Genomic DNA, 17393 nt, shown 5'->3' with positions numbered 1-17393 from the left:
TACTCAGCCGGCCGATAGCAGCTTGTTTAGCGACGAGCTGACGGCGCTGGTGCCCTTGGAGACAAGGGAAACCTGAATAACATCCCTGTATACGTCTCGCAGATTCGTCATCATCGATTCAAAATCGGCCCCAACCGGTTTAACAGTCGCATGTGCACCAACGTTATCCACCTGCAAAAGCGGCTGCGCAGCCGGTCCAGGCTGCACGACAGTCACGGCAGCCGGCGCAATCGGCGGAGGGACGGCGCGGCCCTGGTAGATACTGGAAAGGGTTTGGAGGATTCGGTCACCGGGCGGACTCGCCAGCACATTCGTGCGCTGGACCTCCAATATCGGCGGAGCTGCTGCGGGCTGGTCCCCGGGCGGGAAAGCAGATCCCTGATTGGAAGCTACTTGCGCCAGGGACTGCTCAAAGCGCGCCTGCTCGCCAGCAGCTGCCGGCGAGCAGGCACTGGAAAGGCAGTCGGCTGAATTGGGTGGGATCGGCGTTGCGCCTAACAACATGGAGTGAGTCATTGTGCCCGTTTGTTGAGACCTAGGCTTTAGCCGATGAACCGATCAAGTTCATAGGCGGGCGAGCTGACGAAAACCTGACGGAGATCGGGCTGCCTGCGTCATCTAAAGATCACGTTTGGCTCCCAAGCTTGGACGAAACTCCAACCTCATGATGAGCGGAAGGCGTCCAGGAATGCTCGCGCGATCCACGGTGGTACATATTTTGAATAGAGCTCTTTGTGCCGGCGTTTTCATCTGTATCGGAATAATGCGCTCGTCTGCTGCATCCCTTTCGCTGCCGTCCGCCCCTTATAGCTATACCGTTCTCGATCAGGATCTTTCTGCGGCGCTGCAGGAGTTCGGAAACAATCTCAATATCAGGGTAAATGTAAGCGCCGACGTCAGGGGCCGGATTCGCGGACGAATGCCGGACCTGCCGCCACGAGAATTCCTTGACCGTTTGACGGCCCTGTACAATCTTCAGTGGTATTACGACGGGCTCGTGCTTTACATCTCCGCCGCCCACGAGGCGCAAAGCCGGCTCATTGTATTGAACCCAATCAGCTTCGATGTGCTCAAGTCCGCGCTCGACGCGCTCAACATCTCGGATGAGCGCTATATCGTGAAACCGGCTCCGGGAGAGGGCCTCATCCTTGCTTCTGGCCCACCCCGATTTGTTGCGCTGGTGGACCAGACCCTTAAAGGCCTTGTGGCGGAAGCGCAGGCCCGGCGCGGTCCCGTCGCCGCCGAGAGGCCACAACACGAGTCGGTTTTGATGTTGTTTCGCGGCTCCTCGAGCACGGTCTTCCGGGACGGACGGCTGGTAGCTTCTCCCGAAACGCCGCACCATGAGGGCACTTTGCGCGAAGCCGGTCCAGGCCACAAGTGATGGTGAAAGCTGCAAGACCGCTCGGAGCGAAGTCGGTCCATCCGGCGCCCGCCTATATCATCCGGTCGTCAGCTTTTCGAAAGCTAAAGTCCCCAGCATGAGCCTGCGAGGTCTGGACGGCTGCCTTCTTGTGACAGCTCCGATAGATGGATCAGAGACCGGACGCTCGAAGGAAATGGATAGCGCTGTCTTTGCACGCAGCGCGAGGCATCAAGGATCAACGTGGCCTCCGAGCGCGTGCTTTCGAGCAAGCTGAGGCTTCGCGTAGGCTCGATGCGCGCGAGAAGGAGAAACAGGGTGGATTTCAATGCAGTCGCCCCGGCCAATACGAGCCCGGAGTCCGACACAGCACGAGCGGCTACAGATGCAACTGAGTTCGAGCGGCAGCTCAGCGGCACAGAGGCCCCCGCTTTGGCGCAGGGCCTTGCCCATCCCGTGCTGCAGGGCGAGGCTTATTCACCCTATCTGGACGCGGGCCATCCCAACTCTCCATACTGCGAAACCGGACACCTCTGTCCGCCTTACCCAGATTTAGCCCACCCCCATTCGGCAGGCTCGGGTTGGCAGGATAGTCTGTATGCCGCGCCTGCGGCCGTCGCCGCGCCAGAGCAAGAAAACGGCGCGCGGCATCTCTCGCCGGAGACCATCGCTCAGGCGATCGAGGAACATCCCGGCTTCGATCAAGATCTGATATGGCAGGCTCTGGATGCCGGCCCATCGGATGCTGAGCCACGTCACGGAGAGCCACAAGCGGGGACCTCGCATGCAGGTCCATCGCGCACCGCCCCTTCTCAGGGTGAGCCGGCGCACGCCGGCCTCTCCCATGCCCAGCCATTGCAGGCGGCGCCGTCCCGGGCTGGGTCTTCCGCAGCTCCGCCCGAACTTTCCGCGTTCCGTATGTGGGACGGACATCTCGCCAAGGACTACTGGGTGTTTACGCCTCAAACAGCCACAGGCGCTCAGATCGACATGCTTGAGCGAAGCGGAGTGAAGCCAAGCCAGGACCACCCGACAACAATCTTTACCATTCTCGGCGTGCCTCATACGGCAGAATGGAGAGAGGAGGACTTCATTCGTCTCACACCCTCGCTAGATCCGACCCTTTGGCCTGAAGAGCGAGAGCAAGAGCAACCCGAAGAGGCGGAAGATCCGCCCATCGGCTAACGGCTGCAGCCGAGCAACGGCAGGGCGATCCCCGCGGGGCCGACAGCGGCCTTTTCAATGGCAGGACACCTGGTAAGAGGCGACCTTGCCGGCGGCTATTCCGCGGCCACGCCTCTCTTTTCAGGCCATTTCATAAGTGCCAGATCAGCTCGCGCGAGGGCAGCGGTCAAGTCAAAGATCGCGCGGGCCAAAAGGTGCACTTCCATGGCGCGCTTTTTTTGGCTCGTATCGTGAGACAAAGGCCACCTCTCTATCCCAAAGTAGCGGAACGCAGATGTCCATCCGATCCACTGGCTCTCAAACGTCGGGAGCCGGACCTATGTGCGCCGATGCTCGGCAGACACGCAGTGGCCGGATGATTCCAACCAGCAAGTCCTTTGCGCATCAAAACTCCACGACACGGGACCACCTGAGAACACTGAGCGCAGGAATCACGGCATTAATCCAGCCTCACTCTTCGTCAGCTTCTTGCAAGCTGTCCCTGCTAGCACGACAAGAATAGGTCATCTCGCGGCACCACCGCCATCTGGGTTTTACGACATGGACACAGGCGCAGCCGATATCCCAGCCACGGCGCCAGAAGCTGGCGCAAACAACGATAACACCGCGAACGGCGGCGACAATTCGCCCGCAGCATTGTTGCAGCGAGCCTTCGAAAAGGCTTTGGTTGCGGTCGCTACCCAGGTCATAAGCGATTCCCAGTCAGATATGGATGACGCTATGAGCGAGCTAGATGATGGGTGAAGGGCCGGATAACCAGACGCGCACAGGGAAGGATCTGCCGGAAGGCAAGCCGAACCGAGAACGATCGGGCGAAGCAGGCGGACTTGGCAATAGCAGCCGCTAGACGCGTCTTAGGTGGTCCTCCAGGCCAGCGGTGCGGCCGGTCCGCAAATCCGATCGCAATTACACTGGGAACTTTGGGAAGGCGCCGCAGCGACTTGCTCACCCGGGCATACCCCTTATTTTCGATGAGCGTTCATCAGGAGCGCTCTTTAGCCAGGCCAATAGAGATTCAAGCGAAACCGAGCGCTTCCCGCTTGATGATCAATTGCGTCAGCCGGCTATCCTCGATTGGTTCTGCAGCCGCCCGCGAGATCGTGCGCCAAAGAGGTCCTCTAAGATTTTCCGTAACATCAGGATCGCTGCGCCGATATCTTCACAACTCCTGGACCGCTGACCCCAGCATCGAGACATGTTGGGGGTTCCCGATCCTGAGGTCATAGCGTGTTTGTCGATACGATTGGCGCCCGAGCTCAGAAGGCCCGATCGCGCGATGAGAGCGGCGATCCTGATCGATACGCCGCCGCACTTAATATCTTCGTCTCCCTCGCGAACACGAAAAGCGGGCGCTAGCGCCCACTTCAGTGACTTACCCCATAAGCTGGAACCGCTTCGCAGTACCAGCCGGACCTCAGGCCAACTCAAGCATCGGACGGTGTGCCTGGATTCTCATTGCTGTCGATGATTTCCTGGTTGACCTGGCGTCCGGACCGGTCAACCCAGCCCGAGCCTGGTTGTTCATAAATCGTCTGGGCTCCGTCCGAAGTCAATTGATCAAGCGTACGGCCCGCATTCGACTGCGTCACCTTGAGATTGTTCTTACCGTCAAAGCGGTCTCCAAGCCCTTCGACGACCATGGCATTGTCGCCGTTAGTAATGGTCAGCTTCGAGGCCATCGTTTTGCCCTTGCCGATATCAACGGTGTCGACAGTAATCTTCGTGCCGTCGTCGAGCTGGAAAGTCATGTTCTTCTTGAAGTCAAAGTCGACCTTGCCGTCACCGTCGGCATCGACGTGGGGATCGCCTTTAATCGAGGTGATCTTGCCTGTTTGACTGTTACGAATGAGCACTGTTCCGTCATTTTCGTCGACCAAGATCGAATACTTATCACCAAGCTTGATCTCAGCCTTGCCGTCCCTGACCTCATGTGACCACACTGGCGCCGGCTGAGAAGACTGCGTGGGCACCTGGGCAGTCGCAACAGGCACCAGCGCAAGAGGCGGCGGCGGAGGAGGAACGAAGAAGACGGGGGCCGTAGAGGCAGGCGCTCCGCCTGCATACTGGTAGTTGCCCGGCCCGCGCCCTTGCTCGCCGTCGTCGATACTCGCCTGATTCACGGCGCGTCCGGCGCCATCGACCCATCCCTGTCCACTCTCATGGATCGTTTGGGCACCATCAGACGTCAACTGGTCAAGGGTCATCCCAGCGTTGGACTGCCTCACCCTCAGATTGTTTTCGCCATCCTTATCGTCGCCGAGCCCCTCGACAACGATCGCGTTGTGGCCGTTCGTGATGGTAAGCTTTGAAGAGATGGCCTGGCCATTGCCGTAGTCGACATTATTGACAGTAATCTTCGTGCCGTCGTCGAGCTGAAACGTCATATCCTTCTTGAAATCGAAGTCATCCTTGCCGTCTCCGTCGGCATCAACGTGCGGGTCGCCATGAATGACCGTGACATGGCCGGTCTGCTTGTTGCGGACTGTCCACGTGCCATCCTTCTCATTGGCCGTAATCGTATACTTGTCCCCAAGGTTGATCGTGGCCTTGCCATCCTTAACCTCATGCGTCCACACCGGATCCACAGCAGGCTCGGCATTCTGATTCAGCTGGCTCATCAGCATGGTGGGAGGAGGAGGCGCCATCATGTACGCCTGCGTCGTAACGACGGCTGGCGTCACGACGACCGGCACGACACTCCCAACGACCGAACCGACGAGGGCTGGTGAGGCTACCGGCAGGTACTGGTAGCTCGCCGGAGCATATTGCCCCAACATGGCGTTGAAGGCGGGAGTGACAACAGCGCCCTCTGGCGCCACTCCGTTCATCGAGTCGGGCGCGCCCACCACTGGCAGACCGGCCACGGGAAGATACTGCATTTAGTTCACTCCTGTTGCATAGACGACATCTGTAAAACTGTGAGCGTTACGCGCATAGTCACCTAAGATCCGCCGCTTCAGATCTACATGAGAGCGCCTGATTAGCTCATCCGAACGAACGACTAATTCCCTTGCCAGAACCGGCAGCCCTATTGAGATCCTCTCTCGCCCCATCACCGTAACCGCACGAGCACATCACGCGCATTCAACTCACAGATACGGTAGCCCGAATACCTGTCGAAAAGCTGACGATGATCAGCGAGCCAAGCCGCACGCACTTTGGCATCGATCGGATGTCCGAAACGCATCCTTCGCTGAACGTATCGCAAGGTTTAATATTCCTCCTGGCAAGACTCGTCTGGTACCAGCGGTGCTCCCATGTCTTCACGGCAAATGACGCGACGCTTGCCGGTTATCAGCCAATCATCTCATCCTCACCGCAATCAGCGCACCCGCCGGAACTGCACATCATCTGCGAGGAGCGATCAATAGCTCGAACTCGCGCTGCAACCGTTTTCCCAGGCATCAAGACTTGGCGAAAGGTGAGCTTTCGCAAGCCGCCATCTTAGCCAAACGGGACAAGCGAGGGCTGAGATCCACACGGCTCGATGACCTTATCCCGCTTCCGCGCTCCACCCTGCAAGCCACGCGCCTGCGAAGGTTCCGGCAGGTCAAATCATTCCTGAACGCGCAGCTAAGCACTGCTCAACTCGCCTTCATCCAAGCCGGCAATAGGCGCCGCTGGGAGCGACAGGGCGATCCGATGATTGCGAGCAGATGCAAGCCTGCCGCAAAATATCAGCCTACTCGCCTCAACGTGAGGCTCGTCAGCTTTTCGAAAGCTAGCGCCCGTAGCATGAGGCCGCTGAAGCTAGGCGAACAGTCGTCTGCGCAACAAGACGGACATAGGAGAACGCAATGATCGGAGAAATGATTGGAAGCGCCGCCGGCGGTTACCTTGGCGGCCCGGCCGGAGCGGCAATTGGTTCGGCACTGGGCGGGACCGTGGACAAGGTCTTTGACAAGGTGGTCCACACCTTGGTGCCCGACGAGGGTCACCATGATAAGGCCGAAGACCACAAACACGCCGGCGAAAAGACCGAGGTGCAACCCAAGCACGAGACTGCCTGCAAGAGCCCGGAGCTGAACCTCGGGCTCAGCACGCTCGGCGGTACGCCCATGTTCCTTTCCATTCCTGCGATCGTCTCGCCGGCCTGCACCTCGTAACAAATCAGAACCAGCGTTATCCCAAAAGAAAGGCAAATAGACATGGCGGTTGACAATGTTGGCGGAAATGGCGGCGCTGCGGGTGCCCAGCAGACCGGCGATAGCGGCTTCCAGAACCAGATGGCTGAATTCGAGCGTGTGAGCCAGAAGGTTCAGGCCCAGGCCGTGGCAATGCGCAGAATTACGACCGAACTCTCGTCCGAGAAGAAGGTCGCCGACGAGCGCGTCCAGTAATTCTGCAAGACGGGTGGCTCACCGCAGTTGCTACCGTCGCCGCGCTGTGAATGACGAAGTCTGGATGAGCCGTACGGCACCGCCGTACGGCTTCTCTCGTTATTCAGGAGATTATCGTGAACGACTCTGTTTCGCTTGAGTTCGAGGTGCTTTCGGGGCTCTACACCGGGCTCAAAGGAAAGACGGCGGGCGGCGTGAGCATTGTGGGCAGCGGCCTCGATGCGGACATGATCTTCGTTGAACAAGGGCTCGAACCGCATCATCTTCGCGTCATCCCGCAACGCGATTCGATCGAGCTCGAAGCGCTCGCTGCCAGAATCAGCATTGACGGTCACGCTAGCATTGCTACAGGTGAGCGCGTCAGAGTGCCGCTTCCCGCGATCATTCATGCCGGCGCGATGTCCATCCGCTGGTCGGCAGAGGATTTCCAGCGAATTGCTTCGAGCAAGCGATCTCGCCGCTCGATCGTGGCACTCAGCCTGATCTTGCTCAGCTCTGTCGCGATCGGCACCGTCTCAATCATCTTTGCCCCCGGCGATAGGGCGGTGGCGCCAAGCACCGGATCATCGCGCGCGGTCGAAATTGCCGCTAAACCAACCGTCGATCATTTTAACGCGAGAGCTGCTGATGAAATGGCCGCATCACTGCGCCAACAGATCGAACGAGAGGGCCTTCTTGACGTCAAGATCGGGCACGGGCCCGGCGTCGTGACCGCGGAAGGGACGATTGCGCCGGACCTCGTCGCAAAATGGAAAGAAATCCAGCAATGGTTCGATCGTCAAAGCAATGGTACCCCGACCCTTGTGAACGCTGTCGCGGTGAAAGAGGAAAAGATGCCGTCTTCGATTGCTGTCCAAGCCGTCTGGCGCGGAAGCGAACCTTATCTGCTTATTGCCGGGCAGAAGTATTTCGTCGGCGCGCTCTTAAGTAATGGATGGACCGTTGATCGAATCGAGGATGGACGAGTTCTGCTCAGCCGCAACGGCCGATCTGCCGCTTTGCCATATTAAGGTCTCTACCCCGCAAAAAAGAAGGAGAAGGCCATGGCTAGGCTGCCCCAGCACTCCGTAGGGCCCGGCAACTCATCGCAGGGGTTAGATGCGGGCCAGCACGCACCAGTCATCGGCTCACCTCCCTCGCGAGGTGATAAGCTCGAAGTCGGAGGCGCCCATGCGGATAGCGGCACGAAGCGAGCGTCGTGGCAGGATGCGGCTTCGCATGATCTGCCAATTGATGGTGCGAGCGAAGCGACGCTCGGGGTCGATTCCGTCGGCGCCATCTCGCGCGTCACTTTATTCGAAAGCGAAGCAGGAGCGAATGAGGTAGATGCACGCCCGATATTGGCTTCGCTTTATGGTCCCAATCTGTCCCGCGGACTACTCTCCTTCGTTGTTCCGCGCCTTCGTCATCCCGACGTACTGCGCGCTGACAAGCATGGTGTTCTTCTGGAACGCTTGACGCGAACATTGGAGGCCACGCCGGAAGACAAGACGGCGCGAGAGTGCTTGGCAATCCTGCAGCAGGAGCTGCAGCGGTTACTAATGCTCCGACAAAACCAAAACAGCTTAATCGAGGGTTAGCCATGGCCGATCCTGATGGATTGCATCATGTCGCCGTTCCCCTGGCTCCAGGAGTCTCCAAATCCGGCGATATTCTGTCGATCTCCGGGCCGGAGCGCGACCTGCTTTGCGCACTCTCATATGTCCATCTCGCGTGTGGGCAAAGCGCACACAGCCTGGCTCTGTTGCGAATTGCAGCTCGCGAGCATTCCAACGACGTCGGTCTACTCCGCATTCTAGCCTACACGCTCATCGCCGAGGGCCTCGGCGAGGAAGCACTCCATGTGCTGGACCGGCTGGACGCACTTGATACGCAACCCTCTTCCCGCATACCGATGACGCTGTTGCGCAGTCACGCACTGCGGCACGCTGGCCGCATGGCCGAGGCTCGCGAGGTCTTCCAGACCTATGTGTCATTGCGCGCGAGTACAGCCCTCATCCGAAAGCAATAGGGACCTATCATGGCCAACACCTTGCGTGGCTTCGTCGTGCGCGCTCCGGCCCACCCGGATTTCATGGTTGCCTTGATGCTGCTTCTGGCGATCGGCATGATGATCATGCCAATCCCAATCATCGTGATCGACATGCTGATCGGCTTCAATCTTGGCTTTGCCATATTGCTGCTGATGGTTGCCCTCTATCTCAGCACACCGCTTGATTTCTCGTCCTTGCCGGGCGTCATCCTGATCTCCACCGTATTTCGGCTGGCGCTGACGATTGCAACAACACGGCTGATCCTCGCCGAAGGCGACGCGGGCAGCATCATTCACACCTTCGGCGACTTCGTCATTTCAGGGAATATTGCGGTCGGAATTGTCATATTCTTGATCGTGACCATGGTCCAATTCATGGTTCTTGCCAAGGGTGCCGAGCGCGTCGCAGAGGTGTCTGCGCGCTTCACGCTTGACGCGCTACCAGGCAAGCAGATGGCGATCGATGCGGAGCTACGCAACAGCCACATCGATCAACACGAAGCACGTCGCCGACGTGCCGCCTTGGAACAAGAGAGTCAACTTCATGGCGCTATGGATGGTGCCATGAAGTTCGTTAAGGGAGACGCGATCGCCGGGCTGATCGTGATCTGCATCAATATGCTGGGCGGAATAAGCATCGGCCTGCTCTCCAAGGGCATGTCGCTCGATGAAGCGCTGCATCAATATACTCTTTTGACGATTGGTGATGCGCTCATTTCGCAGATTCCGGCGCTGCTGCTGTCAATTACCGCCGCGACCATTGTCACGCGCGTCAACGGACCCTCCAAACTCAAACTCGGCGCCGATATCGTTCACCAACTTACCGCAAGTACGCAGGCACTTAGGCTAGCCGCCTGCGTCTTGGTATTCATGGGGCTCGTTCCTGGCTTTCCTTTGCCCCCGTTTGCCGTGCTGGCCGTCCTGTTCGCTGCCGCAAGCTACGTCAAGGTCGGCCCCAAAGACGACAAGCCTGCCGCCAAAATAGGAGCTAGCGCCGCGGCATCGGCGCCGGCTCCTGCAGCGGTCCAAAAGCAGACCGCACATGCGGAAGCGCTTCCGATCGCGTTGTTCCTTGCACCAAACCTGACGGATTCGATCGACAAAGACGAGCTGGAAGAGAGCATTTCGCGTGTTTCAAGGCTCGTGTCGGCGGACCTTGGCATCACCATTCCGCGGATCCCTGCCCAGATCGGCGAGAGCTTGTCCTCGTCGCAGTTCAGGGTCGATGTCGATAGTGTGCCAGTTGAGCGCGATGTGATCAATCCCGGGCACTTGGCACTCAACGACGATGTGGCGAACATCGAATTGAGCGGCATCCCCTTTCAACAAGACCCTGAAACGAATCGGGTCTGGATCGAAGAACGGCATGCAGCGGCTCTCAGGGCCGCCGGAATCGGATATCATCGGCCAAGCGAAGTTCTTGCCTTACGTCTCCATTCCACATTGACACGCTATGCACAGCGCCTGGTCGGTATTCAGGAAACCCGCCAATTGCTCGCCCGGATGGAGCAGGAATACCCCGATCTGGTGAAGGAGGTGCTGCGTACGGCCACCGTCCCTCGGATCGCCGAGGTCCTGCGCCGCTTGCTCGATGAAGGCATTCCAATCCGCAATACCCGCTTGCTTCTGGAGGCATTGGCAGAATGGAGCGAGCGCGAGCAAAACGCCGTCCTGCTCACCGAATATGTTCGTGCTACCTTAAAACGCCAAATCTGCTTCCGGTATGCTAATGCCCATCGCGTCGTGGTCGCCTTTATCATCGAGCGTGAGAGCGAGGAAATCATCCGCGGCGCAGTACGGGAAACGGCCGTAGGCCCATATCTCGTCTTGGATGAATGGCAGAGCGAAAAGCTGCTTGCACAATTTCGTCAGATCCATGCGACCATCGCGCAAAGTAAGAGCCAGCCTGTCGTCCTCGGTTCGATGGATATCCGGCGTTTCGTGCGCGGTTTTCTCACGCGCAACGGAATCGACTTGCCTGTTCTGTCCTATCAAGATCTCGCCGCGGACTTCACGGTCCAGCCGATCGGATCCGTCAAGCTTCCAAAGGCGCCTTCCTCAGGAGGGCTCCTAACAGCAGCAAGCTAAGAGTGCGCAGCACTACCTTGTGAGTAGCCGATGAAATCTAATGACACCAGCTTCCGCCGGTATCTGTGCTCCGCCAGTCCAAGGCTGCGGCCGGCTCTGCTTGCGATGCTGACTGTTGTGCTGCTCGCTGGTTGCGCTACCGCAGACAAACATGGCCTTTCACCGCAGCAGAGGTCCGCATCAGACCTCCCAGACAGCGAAGAGATCGACCCCGCCGCGCGCGAGCGCATTTCGCACGCGCTCGGCCGAGATCCTGACGAAGCGGCTCTGCGCGATGCATTAAAGCAACAGCCTAATAACATCGATGCGGCTATCCCTCTTGCGCGAGCGCTGCTGGCACGCAACTGTCCGAATGATGCGCTCGAGGTGCTCGACGGCGTGTTATTGGCAGCCCCTGGCGACCTGCGCGCATTGAATGCCAAAGCAGTTGTTCTCGATCACGAGGGCCGGCACCAGGAAGCCCAAGAGCTATACCGCCAAGCTCTCGCGGCGGAACCTGCAAACCCGATGCTGCGCAACAATTTCGGACTGTCCCTCGCCCTTCAAGGCAAGATGGACGCCGGCGATGCCAGCGCAGCACCGCAGGGGGGCAGCCGGAAAGCATTGGCTCGTTCAAGATAAGGCAATCAAGAGCGGGCAGGAATAGCGAAGCGTGATGCTTAGCTGTCAGCTTGCCGACAGCTCGGCTTGCTATGAGCCCGGAACCCCAATCGGCGCGGCCTTCGCCGACATAAACAGGACATGTTATGTTTCAAAACACTAAAACTCTATCTAACAGCGAACGTGCGTCCGAGCTCGATGAAATGGGAACGAGCTCGGACGAAGACTCCTACCCCGATAGCCAAAGATTCTCGGATGTATTCTCTGCTCTGAATTTGGCGCCATCGAGCTCCTCCTTTGATGCATCTTTGGCAGCAGTCCCGCCATACGCGCTGGTTGACGAGCGGCCGGTGGTTGAGATCTCAAAATCTTCGTTTGAGAATAAGCTGGCAGATTTTTATGGAGGAGACATAGAGGATATTGCTGCCAATCCGCAGCGATACTCGCGCTGGGTGTCCGAAAAGGCTCAACGCACAGCGGACACTGCATTTCGTTTCGGCATGAAGTCTATTTCGGAGAAAGCGCGTTTTTTCAGCTATCAGCTTGGGAACAAAAGCGTCGGGCTTCTGAGAACGGAACCCGGAGGCCACATGAGTGAGCTGTTCAAGGGCAACAATGATTGGCGCAATCAATTTCCTGGGCGAGATGAAATCACCTCAACAATAGCTTTCCGGGTTACTCATCCGCTCGTCGAGAACGCGGGCGACATCTTGCTTGAACATCAGCTCCAGATCGACGGAAACAAACCGCTCGTTCTCTCCCACTCTTCTAATCCGGAAGCGAAAGCCCGCGCAGCAGCGTTGGGTTTTGTTGAGGTTAGTGACTCGATGATGGTGCTAGACCCCACCAAGCACGATGACAAATGGAAGAACGAAGGCGGCAATTGGCAGCGGGCGGGTAAACCGCCTTTGTATCTTGCCGCGACTGAAGACAGCAGCGGCAATGCCACGTATACCGAGAGTGTAGCGAAGCCCGCGAACGATCCGTATGATGATGAATATGACTTTATGTAGAGCCTACAGGCATCACACGAAGAGCAATTGGCCGGTTCGGCGGGGCAAGATCAGGCCTCCATCTCATTTCCTGCTGCATGTACTCTTGAGCACCGACATCTTTTCCGTATCCGCAGGCGGAGTTGAACTGCGCTGTGGGTCCTTTCGTCTGGCGAAATCAAGCCGGACGAGCAGCAGATCGATTATCTCTCGAACTCCGCAGCCTCGTGTTCCTCCTGATCTGCAGCTTGCGCCAGCAAAGAGCCTCCTTGTATCAGCCGAAATGACGCGGTCTATCGGCACCGCGAAGCTATAGCGCGCGATGGCGACGCACGATCTCCATGACAGCCAGTTCGGCCATGTGAGGATCTCCTCCTCTGCCTTCCCGGGTAACAACTTGCTCGCAAACCGTTTTCAGCCCTTTAGCCGCCGGCAGCGGACGGCATGATTGGTTGGCAGAATCTTGCCGGCATGAACGTCCTCCGGGAGGAACACATCCTCATCAAACCCGCTCGGCACTGCTACATCCACGCCCTTCTGGCATCTTGTCGTTCAGATAAGAGAGAGGAGAAATAGCGAAGTAGTTAACAAGCGCCAACCAGGCTCCGGCTTGCAACCGCAAATCACATGACCGCGATCTGCGGTGCCCTTGATATCCTTAATCTGAGTGACTTGTTGGCAGGTGATTTAAGGACGGTGAGTCCCTTTGCCTTCGTAAACCGCGACGGCACGCAAGTGACTTCCTCTGTCTCATCGAAGCTATCGCTGAGCATTTGTTTACCTCGCGCGTCAACAACCGATGGGCTTTTGCGGCAAATCTTCTCAATCGCGCTCCCCCGCGCCCCCTGATCCGCGCGGCCGATAATCTACGCTGTTGTCGCACGTTCATCCTGGACTACTTCGGCGCAGTGTACTCAGAGCAGCTGCTCGCTGGCTCCCGCTTCGCGGCCACGAGAAATATCGTCAAGCCACTCATCGTGTAGAGCGAGATGTGTGACGGCAAGCTGCCGGGTGTTGTGCCAGCAATCATATATCGCGCTTGATTGACCCCCAAGTCTCCACGAGCCGCCAAGTTCTCCTGACACGTTGTGCGAAAGGTAGTGTTCACGACATGTCGACGTTTACATTCGGCCACAATACTACGCGCCGGTTCTGTGTTGTACCCGTTGGGTACGCAAGCGCCATCCGGCGATTGGTCTGGTTCTTGCTGGGCTGTTTGCCAAGACGAGGCGCCGCTGCACGCCTGTCGGATTTCCCACCATAACGACCAGTATGGAACGAAAGGCGATGCCATGAAGAGCCGGATTCCGGTCACCGCCAAGGCGGCAGGCACCGCCGCTGAAGCCTTGGACTCGACGACGCGCACCAGTCCGGCGGTTGAGCACAGAACGGATGATAGCACCGGCTTGCACCGTCCTGACGAAGCTAGCGTCTATGCCGGCACGGTCAGATCAGATCGACCAGCGTGCTTCACGCTTCAGAACGGCCTGCAGGTGGTTGTGATCCAGGATCATCGCACACCTGTCGTGACTCAGATGATCTGGTATAAGGTCGGTTCCGCGGATGAACCGCCCGGCAAATCGGGGCTTGCGCATTTCCTCGAACACCTGATGTTCAAGGGTACCTCCAAACATCCGGCGGATGAATTCTCCAAGGCCGTACTGCGCGCCGGCGGCTATCAAAATGCCTTTACCGGATTCGACTTCACCAGCTACTTCCAGCACGTACCTCGCGAGCACCTTGGCACGATGATGGAATTTGAAGCCGACCGCATGACCGGTCTCATTCTCAAGGACGAGAACGTACTTTCCGAGCGCGACGTCGTGCTTGAGGAATTCAATATGAGTGTCGCCAACCATCCCGGCAACCGGCTTGCTGAGCAGATGATGGCTGTGCTTTACCTCAACCACCCTTACGGTCACCCTATTATCGGGTGGCGCCAGGAAATCGAAAAGCTTACGCGAGAGGACGCCCTCACGTTCTACAAGCGCTTCTATGCACCGAACAACGCGATCCTGATCGTCGCTGGCGACGTAGCCACCAAGGAAGTGCGCTCGATGGTGAAGGAGACGTTTGGCGCCATCTCCGCTCAACCATCGATTGCTCCGGAACGCCTGCGGCCGCAGGAGCCGACGCCGGCCGCTCAGCGCAGAGTGACGTTGGCCGATTCCCGCGTCGAGCAGCCAGCCCTGCACCGCTATTATCTCGTACCGTCGGCTCGCACCGCGGTCGCGGGGGAGAGTCCAGCGCTCGAGGTGCTCGAACAGTTGATGGGCGGCGGCGTCAACTCATATCTCTATCGCTCGCTAGTGGTCGAAAAACAGCTCGCGGTCACTGTCAGAGCGAGCTACCACTCTGCCGCGCTCGATCCCTCGCTATTCGAGATTTCCGCCATACCAAAACCTAGCGTCAACCTCGGCCTGATCGAGCGCGCCATCGACGAGGTAATCGCCGACGTTGCCCGCACTCCCGCGAGCATTGCAGATCTCCAGTGGGCGAAGGCGCGGCTGATTGCGCAGGTCACATACGCTCAGGATAGTCAGGAAATGTTCGCGCACCGGTATGGCCGCGGCCTGACGACGGGACTATGCATCGATGATATTCAACGCTGGCCGGACCACATCCGCGCGGTCAGTGCACAGCAGGTGCACGACGTCGTGCAGAAATGGCTAGACAAGAAACGAGCGGTGACCGGCTATCTCATCAAAGAGTCCACTCCACAACACTAGGAGAAGCTCTAGTGAACCATCCTTGCACACGACGTGGGATCCTCCTCGGGGGAGCCTCGCTCTCCATCACGATGCTCGCTTCGCAAAATTCGGTTGCCGCCCCGAGGTCACTTGATCGGGCCAGGATCAAGCGCCTGATTTCGCCTTCCGGTATTGAAGCCTGGTTCGTGCAGGATTCCACTGTCCCAGTGATCTCGATGGAATATGCCTTCACCGGCGGCGCGACTCAGGACCCCGCTCAAAGGCCTGGCGTAGGCCACATGGTTTCTGGCCTGCTCAAGGAAGGTTCCGGCGAATTTGACTTCAAGACCTTTCATCAGCGGCTGGACCGTCGTGCTATTGAGATGCATTTTCACGTGACCCATGATCACTTCCGCGGTGCCTTGCGCACGATGAAGGACAACGCGGACGAGGCCTTCGAGCTTTTACGGATGGCGCTAACCTTGCCACGTTTCGACGCATCCGACGTCGAACGGATCCGTGCTATTGTGCTCGCGCGCCTTCGGCACGAGTCGACCGATCCTTCGTCTCTGGGTCATCGCAAGTTCCTCGAAGTCGCGTTTGGGGATCATCCTTATGCTCGCCTAGCCGAAGGCTCGCTGGAAAGCGTGCCGAAGATCGAGGTCGCGGATCTCAAGGGTTATGTCCGACGCGTGATCGCAAAAGACACGCTCAAAATCGCAGTGGCCGGCGACGTCGATGCAGGGGTCGTCTGCAAGTTGCTCGACAACACCTTTGGCAGCCTGCCGAGCAACGCGGAAGCGATGCCGGTTGCCGAAGTCATCGCAGCAAAGCCGCCGCAGCGGGTCTTCGTTCGGCTCGATGTGCCGCAGACAATTGTGACTTTTGGCGGTCCAGCCGTCCGTCGCAGCGAGCCGGATTTCATGCCCGCCTATATCGTTAACCATATCCTCGGCGGCGGCGGGCTGACGTCCCGCCTTTTCCGCGAAGTTCGCGAGAAGCGCGGCCTGGCCTATTCCGTCGGTGAGCGCCTTGTCTGGTTGGATCATTCAGCCATGTTTCTCGGCAACAGCGGCACCAGCACCGATCGCGCTGGCGAAACGGTCGAAGAAATCGAGAAGCAGGTCCGTCACATCGCCGAGGAAGGACCGACTCAGCAGGAACTCGATGACGCAAAGTCCTATGTGAAGGGCTCGCAACTGGTGGCTCTCAACACATCATCAAAGCTTGCGCGAACGCTACTGCAGCATCAGCTTGACAAGCTGCCCATCGACTATTTCGAAAAGCAGAATGCCGTGATCGATGGAGTGACGCTGGAGGACGCCAAGAGAGCGGCGCAGCGGCTGTGGGGCCAGGGTCTGCTCACAGTTATCGTCGGCCGCTCCCCAAAGGACGCAGCGCAGCCGATTACCGTGCCATTGGGGCCCACACCCCCGCCAGGCCTCGATCAGCTGGACGCCGCCCCGACGACGCCGCCCAATTTAGCTTTCTAGCAGCCCAGACGCCTAGCAAGCGTCTCGCTCATGCGCAGAGTGCGTCTAGCCACTCGCCTTTGGTCGTGGAGATATTCGCTGGTTACGCAGTTTCCCTGCTCTCGCTCGAGGCCGCTTTTGCGTGCGGATTCCGACGAAGTCGCCCAGGCGTACCGATGTGAAGTCGCCCGTGGATTCCGAGGCGATGTCGCCCACCTTTCCGATTTGATCTCGCCCAGCGGCGAGGCGTTCTGGCCGGCTGGTTCTCTGGCATCGGTCAAGCCGCGTGGTCAATCTGGAATCGCGACTTCAACCCGTTTTTCTTCTTCTGCGGTTGCTGTGGGCATGTGGGCAACGCGATTGCGTTGTCCAAGCGCAGCGGCATGTCCACAGCGCTCAGGTCTTTCGGGCGGATTGCCGAGTTCGGCGCAGGCTCTCACCGGTGAGGTCGAGCCGATGGGCATTGTGGACGAGGCGATCGAGCACGGCGTCGGCATAGGTGGGATCTCCAATGAGCAGATGCCACTGGTCCACGGGGAGCTGGCTGGTGACGATGGTGGAGCGATGACCGTAGCGATCTTCGAGGATTTCCAGGAGGTCGTGACGGGCGCCGGCATCGAGCGGCTCGAGC

The 17393-nt window shown here is 58.5% G+C and carries 16 protein-coding genes; 13 read left to right on the top strand and 3 right to left on the bottom strand.

Annotated features, from left to right (window positions below; genetic code table 11):
• Nucleotides 1–3: 3 nt before the first annotated feature.
• The gene (locus tag XH84_RS34105; RefSeq protein WP_164937418.1) at nucleotides 4–504 is read right to left on the bottom strand and encodes a nodulation protein NolB; all 501 of its coding nucleotides are present in this window, start codon (nucleotides 502–504) and stop codon (nucleotides 4–6) included.
• A 184-nt stretch (nucleotides 505–688) separates the two neighbouring features.
• On the opposite strand from XH84_RS34105, the gene XH84_RS34100 reads away from it, so the two are divergent.
• The 3 genes from XH84_RS34100 (at nucleotide 689) to XH84_RS34090 (ending at nucleotide 3292) form a co-directional block, all read left to right on the top strand.
• On the top strand, nucleotides 689–1384 hold the full coding sequence (locus tag XH84_RS34100; protein WP_245471957.1) for a secretin N-terminal domain-containing protein: 696 nt from the start codon (nucleotides 689–691) through the stop codon (nucleotides 1382–1384).
• A 297-nt stretch (nucleotides 1385–1681) separates the two neighbouring features.
• Complete coding sequence (locus XH84_RS41180) at nucleotides 1682–2548, top strand: hypothetical protein (protein ID WP_245471956.1); 867 nt, start codon at nucleotides 1682–1684, stop codon at nucleotides 2546–2548.
• 540 nt (nucleotides 2549–3088) lie between these two features.
• A complete protein-coding gene (locus XH84_RS34090; RefSeq protein ID WP_128948635.1) occupies nucleotides 3089–3292 on the top strand; it encodes a hypothetical protein in 204 nt (67 codons plus the stop codon).
• A gap of 680 nt (nucleotides 3293–3972) precedes the next feature.
• Here XH84_RS34090 and XH84_RS34085 read toward each other — a convergent pair.
• On the bottom strand, nucleotides 3973–5427 hold the full coding sequence (locus tag XH84_RS34085) for a DUF1521 domain-containing protein (RefSeq protein WP_128948634.1): 1455 nt from the start codon (nucleotides 5425–5427) through the stop codon (nucleotides 3973–3975).
• 918 nt (nucleotides 5428–6345) lie between these two features.
• Between XH84_RS34085 and XH84_RS34075 the strand changes: the two genes are divergently transcribed.
• The 10 genes from XH84_RS34075 to XH84_RS40225 all read left to right on the top strand — a co-directional run bounded on the left by XH84_RS34075 (nucleotide 6346) and on the right by XH84_RS40225 (nucleotide 16783).
• The gene (locus tag XH84_RS34075; protein ID WP_128948633.1) at nucleotides 6346–6654 is read left to right on the top strand and encodes a hypothetical protein; all 309 of its coding nucleotides are present in this window, start codon (nucleotides 6346–6348) and stop codon (nucleotides 6652–6654) included.
• Nucleotides 6655–6696: 42 nt separating this feature from the next.
• A complete protein-coding gene (locus tag XH84_RS34070; protein WP_014497948.1) occupies nucleotides 6697–6888 on the top strand; it encodes a hypothetical protein in 192 nt (63 codons plus the stop codon).
• A 116-nt stretch (nucleotides 6889–7004) separates the two neighbouring features.
• Entirely contained in the window at nucleotides 7005–7898 is an 894-nt protein-coding gene (locus XH84_RS34065; RefSeq protein WP_128948632.1) for a SctD/MshK family protein, read from the top strand.
• A 33-nt stretch (nucleotides 7899–7931) separates the two neighbouring features.
• Nucleotides 7932–8468, top strand: coding sequence for a hypothetical protein (locus XH84_RS34060; protein WP_128948631.1), 537 nt, complete (start codon nucleotides 7932–7934; stop codon nucleotides 8466–8468).
• A 2-nt stretch (nucleotides 8469–8470) separates the two neighbouring features.
• Complete coding sequence (locus XH84_RS34055) at nucleotides 8471–8899, top strand: tetratricopeptide repeat protein (RefSeq protein WP_128948630.1); 429 nt, start codon at nucleotides 8471–8473, stop codon at nucleotides 8897–8899.
• A gap of 9 nt (nucleotides 8900–8908) precedes the next feature.
• Nucleotides 8909–11008 (top strand): type III secretion system export apparatus subunit SctV, encoded by a 2100-nt coding sequence (gene sctV, locus XH84_RS34050; RefSeq protein ID WP_128948629.1) that lies wholly within the window; start codon nucleotides 8909–8911, stop codon nucleotides 11006–11008.
• Between the two features lie 30 nt (nucleotides 11009–11038).
• Nucleotides 11039–11629: a tetratricopeptide repeat protein gene (locus tag XH84_RS34045; protein WP_128948628.1), complete on the top strand. Its 591-nt coding sequence runs from the start codon at nucleotides 11039–11041 to the stop codon at nucleotides 11627–11629.
• A 125-nt stretch (nucleotides 11630–11754) separates the two neighbouring features.
• Nucleotides 11755–12621 carry an Effector protein NopP gene (locus XH84_RS41175; RefSeq protein WP_245471955.1) on the top strand — a complete coding sequence of 289 codons (867 nt, stop codon included), beginning with the start codon at nucleotides 11755–11757 and terminating at the stop codon, nucleotides 12619–12621.
• A gap of 1325 nt (nucleotides 12622–13946) precedes the next feature.
• Nucleotides 13947–15329, top strand: coding sequence for a M16 family metallopeptidase (locus XH84_RS34020; protein WP_430642007.1), 1383 nt, complete (start codon nucleotides 13947–13949; stop codon nucleotides 15327–15329).
• A gap of 71 nt (nucleotides 15330–15400) precedes the next feature.
• Nucleotides 15401–16783: a M16 family metallopeptidase gene (locus XH84_RS40225; protein ID WP_164937423.1), complete on the top strand. Its 1383-nt coding sequence runs from the start codon at nucleotides 15401–15403 to the stop codon at nucleotides 16781–16783.
• 375 nt (nucleotides 16784–17158) lie between these two features.
• Here the strand turns inward: XH84_RS40225 and XH84_RS34010 are convergent.
• Nucleotides 17159–17393: ATP-binding protein (locus tag XH84_RS34010; protein WP_164937405.1), on the bottom strand; the 235-nt coding region annotated here is incomplete at its 5' end.

Origin of the sequence: Bradyrhizobium nanningense, from assembly GCF_004114535.1 — a bacterium.
Classification (GTDB): domain Bacteria; phylum Pseudomonadota; class Alphaproteobacteria; order Rhizobiales; family Xanthobacteraceae; genus Bradyrhizobium; species Bradyrhizobium nanningense.
This window is presented reverse-complemented; position numbering and strand designations above follow the sequence as displayed.

Coding starts and splice junctions, on each gene's coding strand:
- XH84_RS41175 (WP_245471955.1), top strand. CDS start 11,755: ATGTTTCAAAACACTAAAACTCTATCTAACAGCGAACGTGCGTCCGAG.
- XH84_RS34055 (WP_128948630.1), top strand. CDS start 8,471: ATGGCCGATCCTGATGGATTGCATCATGTCGCCGTTCCCCTGGCTCCA.
- XH84_RS40225 (WP_164937423.1), top strand. CDS start 15,401: ATGCTCGCTTCGCAAAATTCGGTTGCCGCCCCGAGGTCACTTGATCGG.
- XH84_RS34060 (WP_128948631.1), top strand. CDS start 7,932: ATGGCTAGGCTGCCCCAGCACTCCGTAGGGCCCGGCAACTCATCGCAG.
- XH84_RS34090 (WP_128948635.1), top strand. CDS start 3,089: ATGGACACAGGCGCAGCCGATATCCCAGCCACGGCGCCAGAAGCTGGC.
- XH84_RS34085 (WP_128948634.1), bottom strand. CDS start 5,427: ATGCAGTATCTTCCCGTGGCCGGTCTGCCAGTGGTGGGCGCGCCCGAC.
- XH84_RS34075 (WP_128948633.1), top strand. CDS start 6,346: ATGATCGGAGAAATGATTGGAAGCGCCGCCGGCGGTTACCTTGGCGGC.
- XH84_RS34105 (WP_164937418.1), bottom strand. CDS start 504: ATGTTGTTAGGCGCAACGCCGATCCCACCCAATTCAGCCGACTGCCTT.
- sctV (WP_128948629.1), top strand. CDS start 8,909: ATGGCCAACACCTTGCGTGGCTTCGTCGTGCGCGCTCCGGCCCACCCG.
- XH84_RS34100 (WP_245471957.1), top strand. CDS start 689: ATGCTCGCGCGATCCACGGTGGTACATATTTTGAATAGAGCTCTTTGT.
- XH84_RS34045 (WP_128948628.1), top strand. CDS start 11,039: ATGAAATCTAATGACACCAGCTTCCGCCGGTATCTGTGCTCCGCCAGT.
- XH84_RS34070 (WP_014497948.1), top strand. CDS start 6,697: ATGGCGGTTGACAATGTTGGCGGAAATGGCGGCGCTGCGGGTGCCCAG.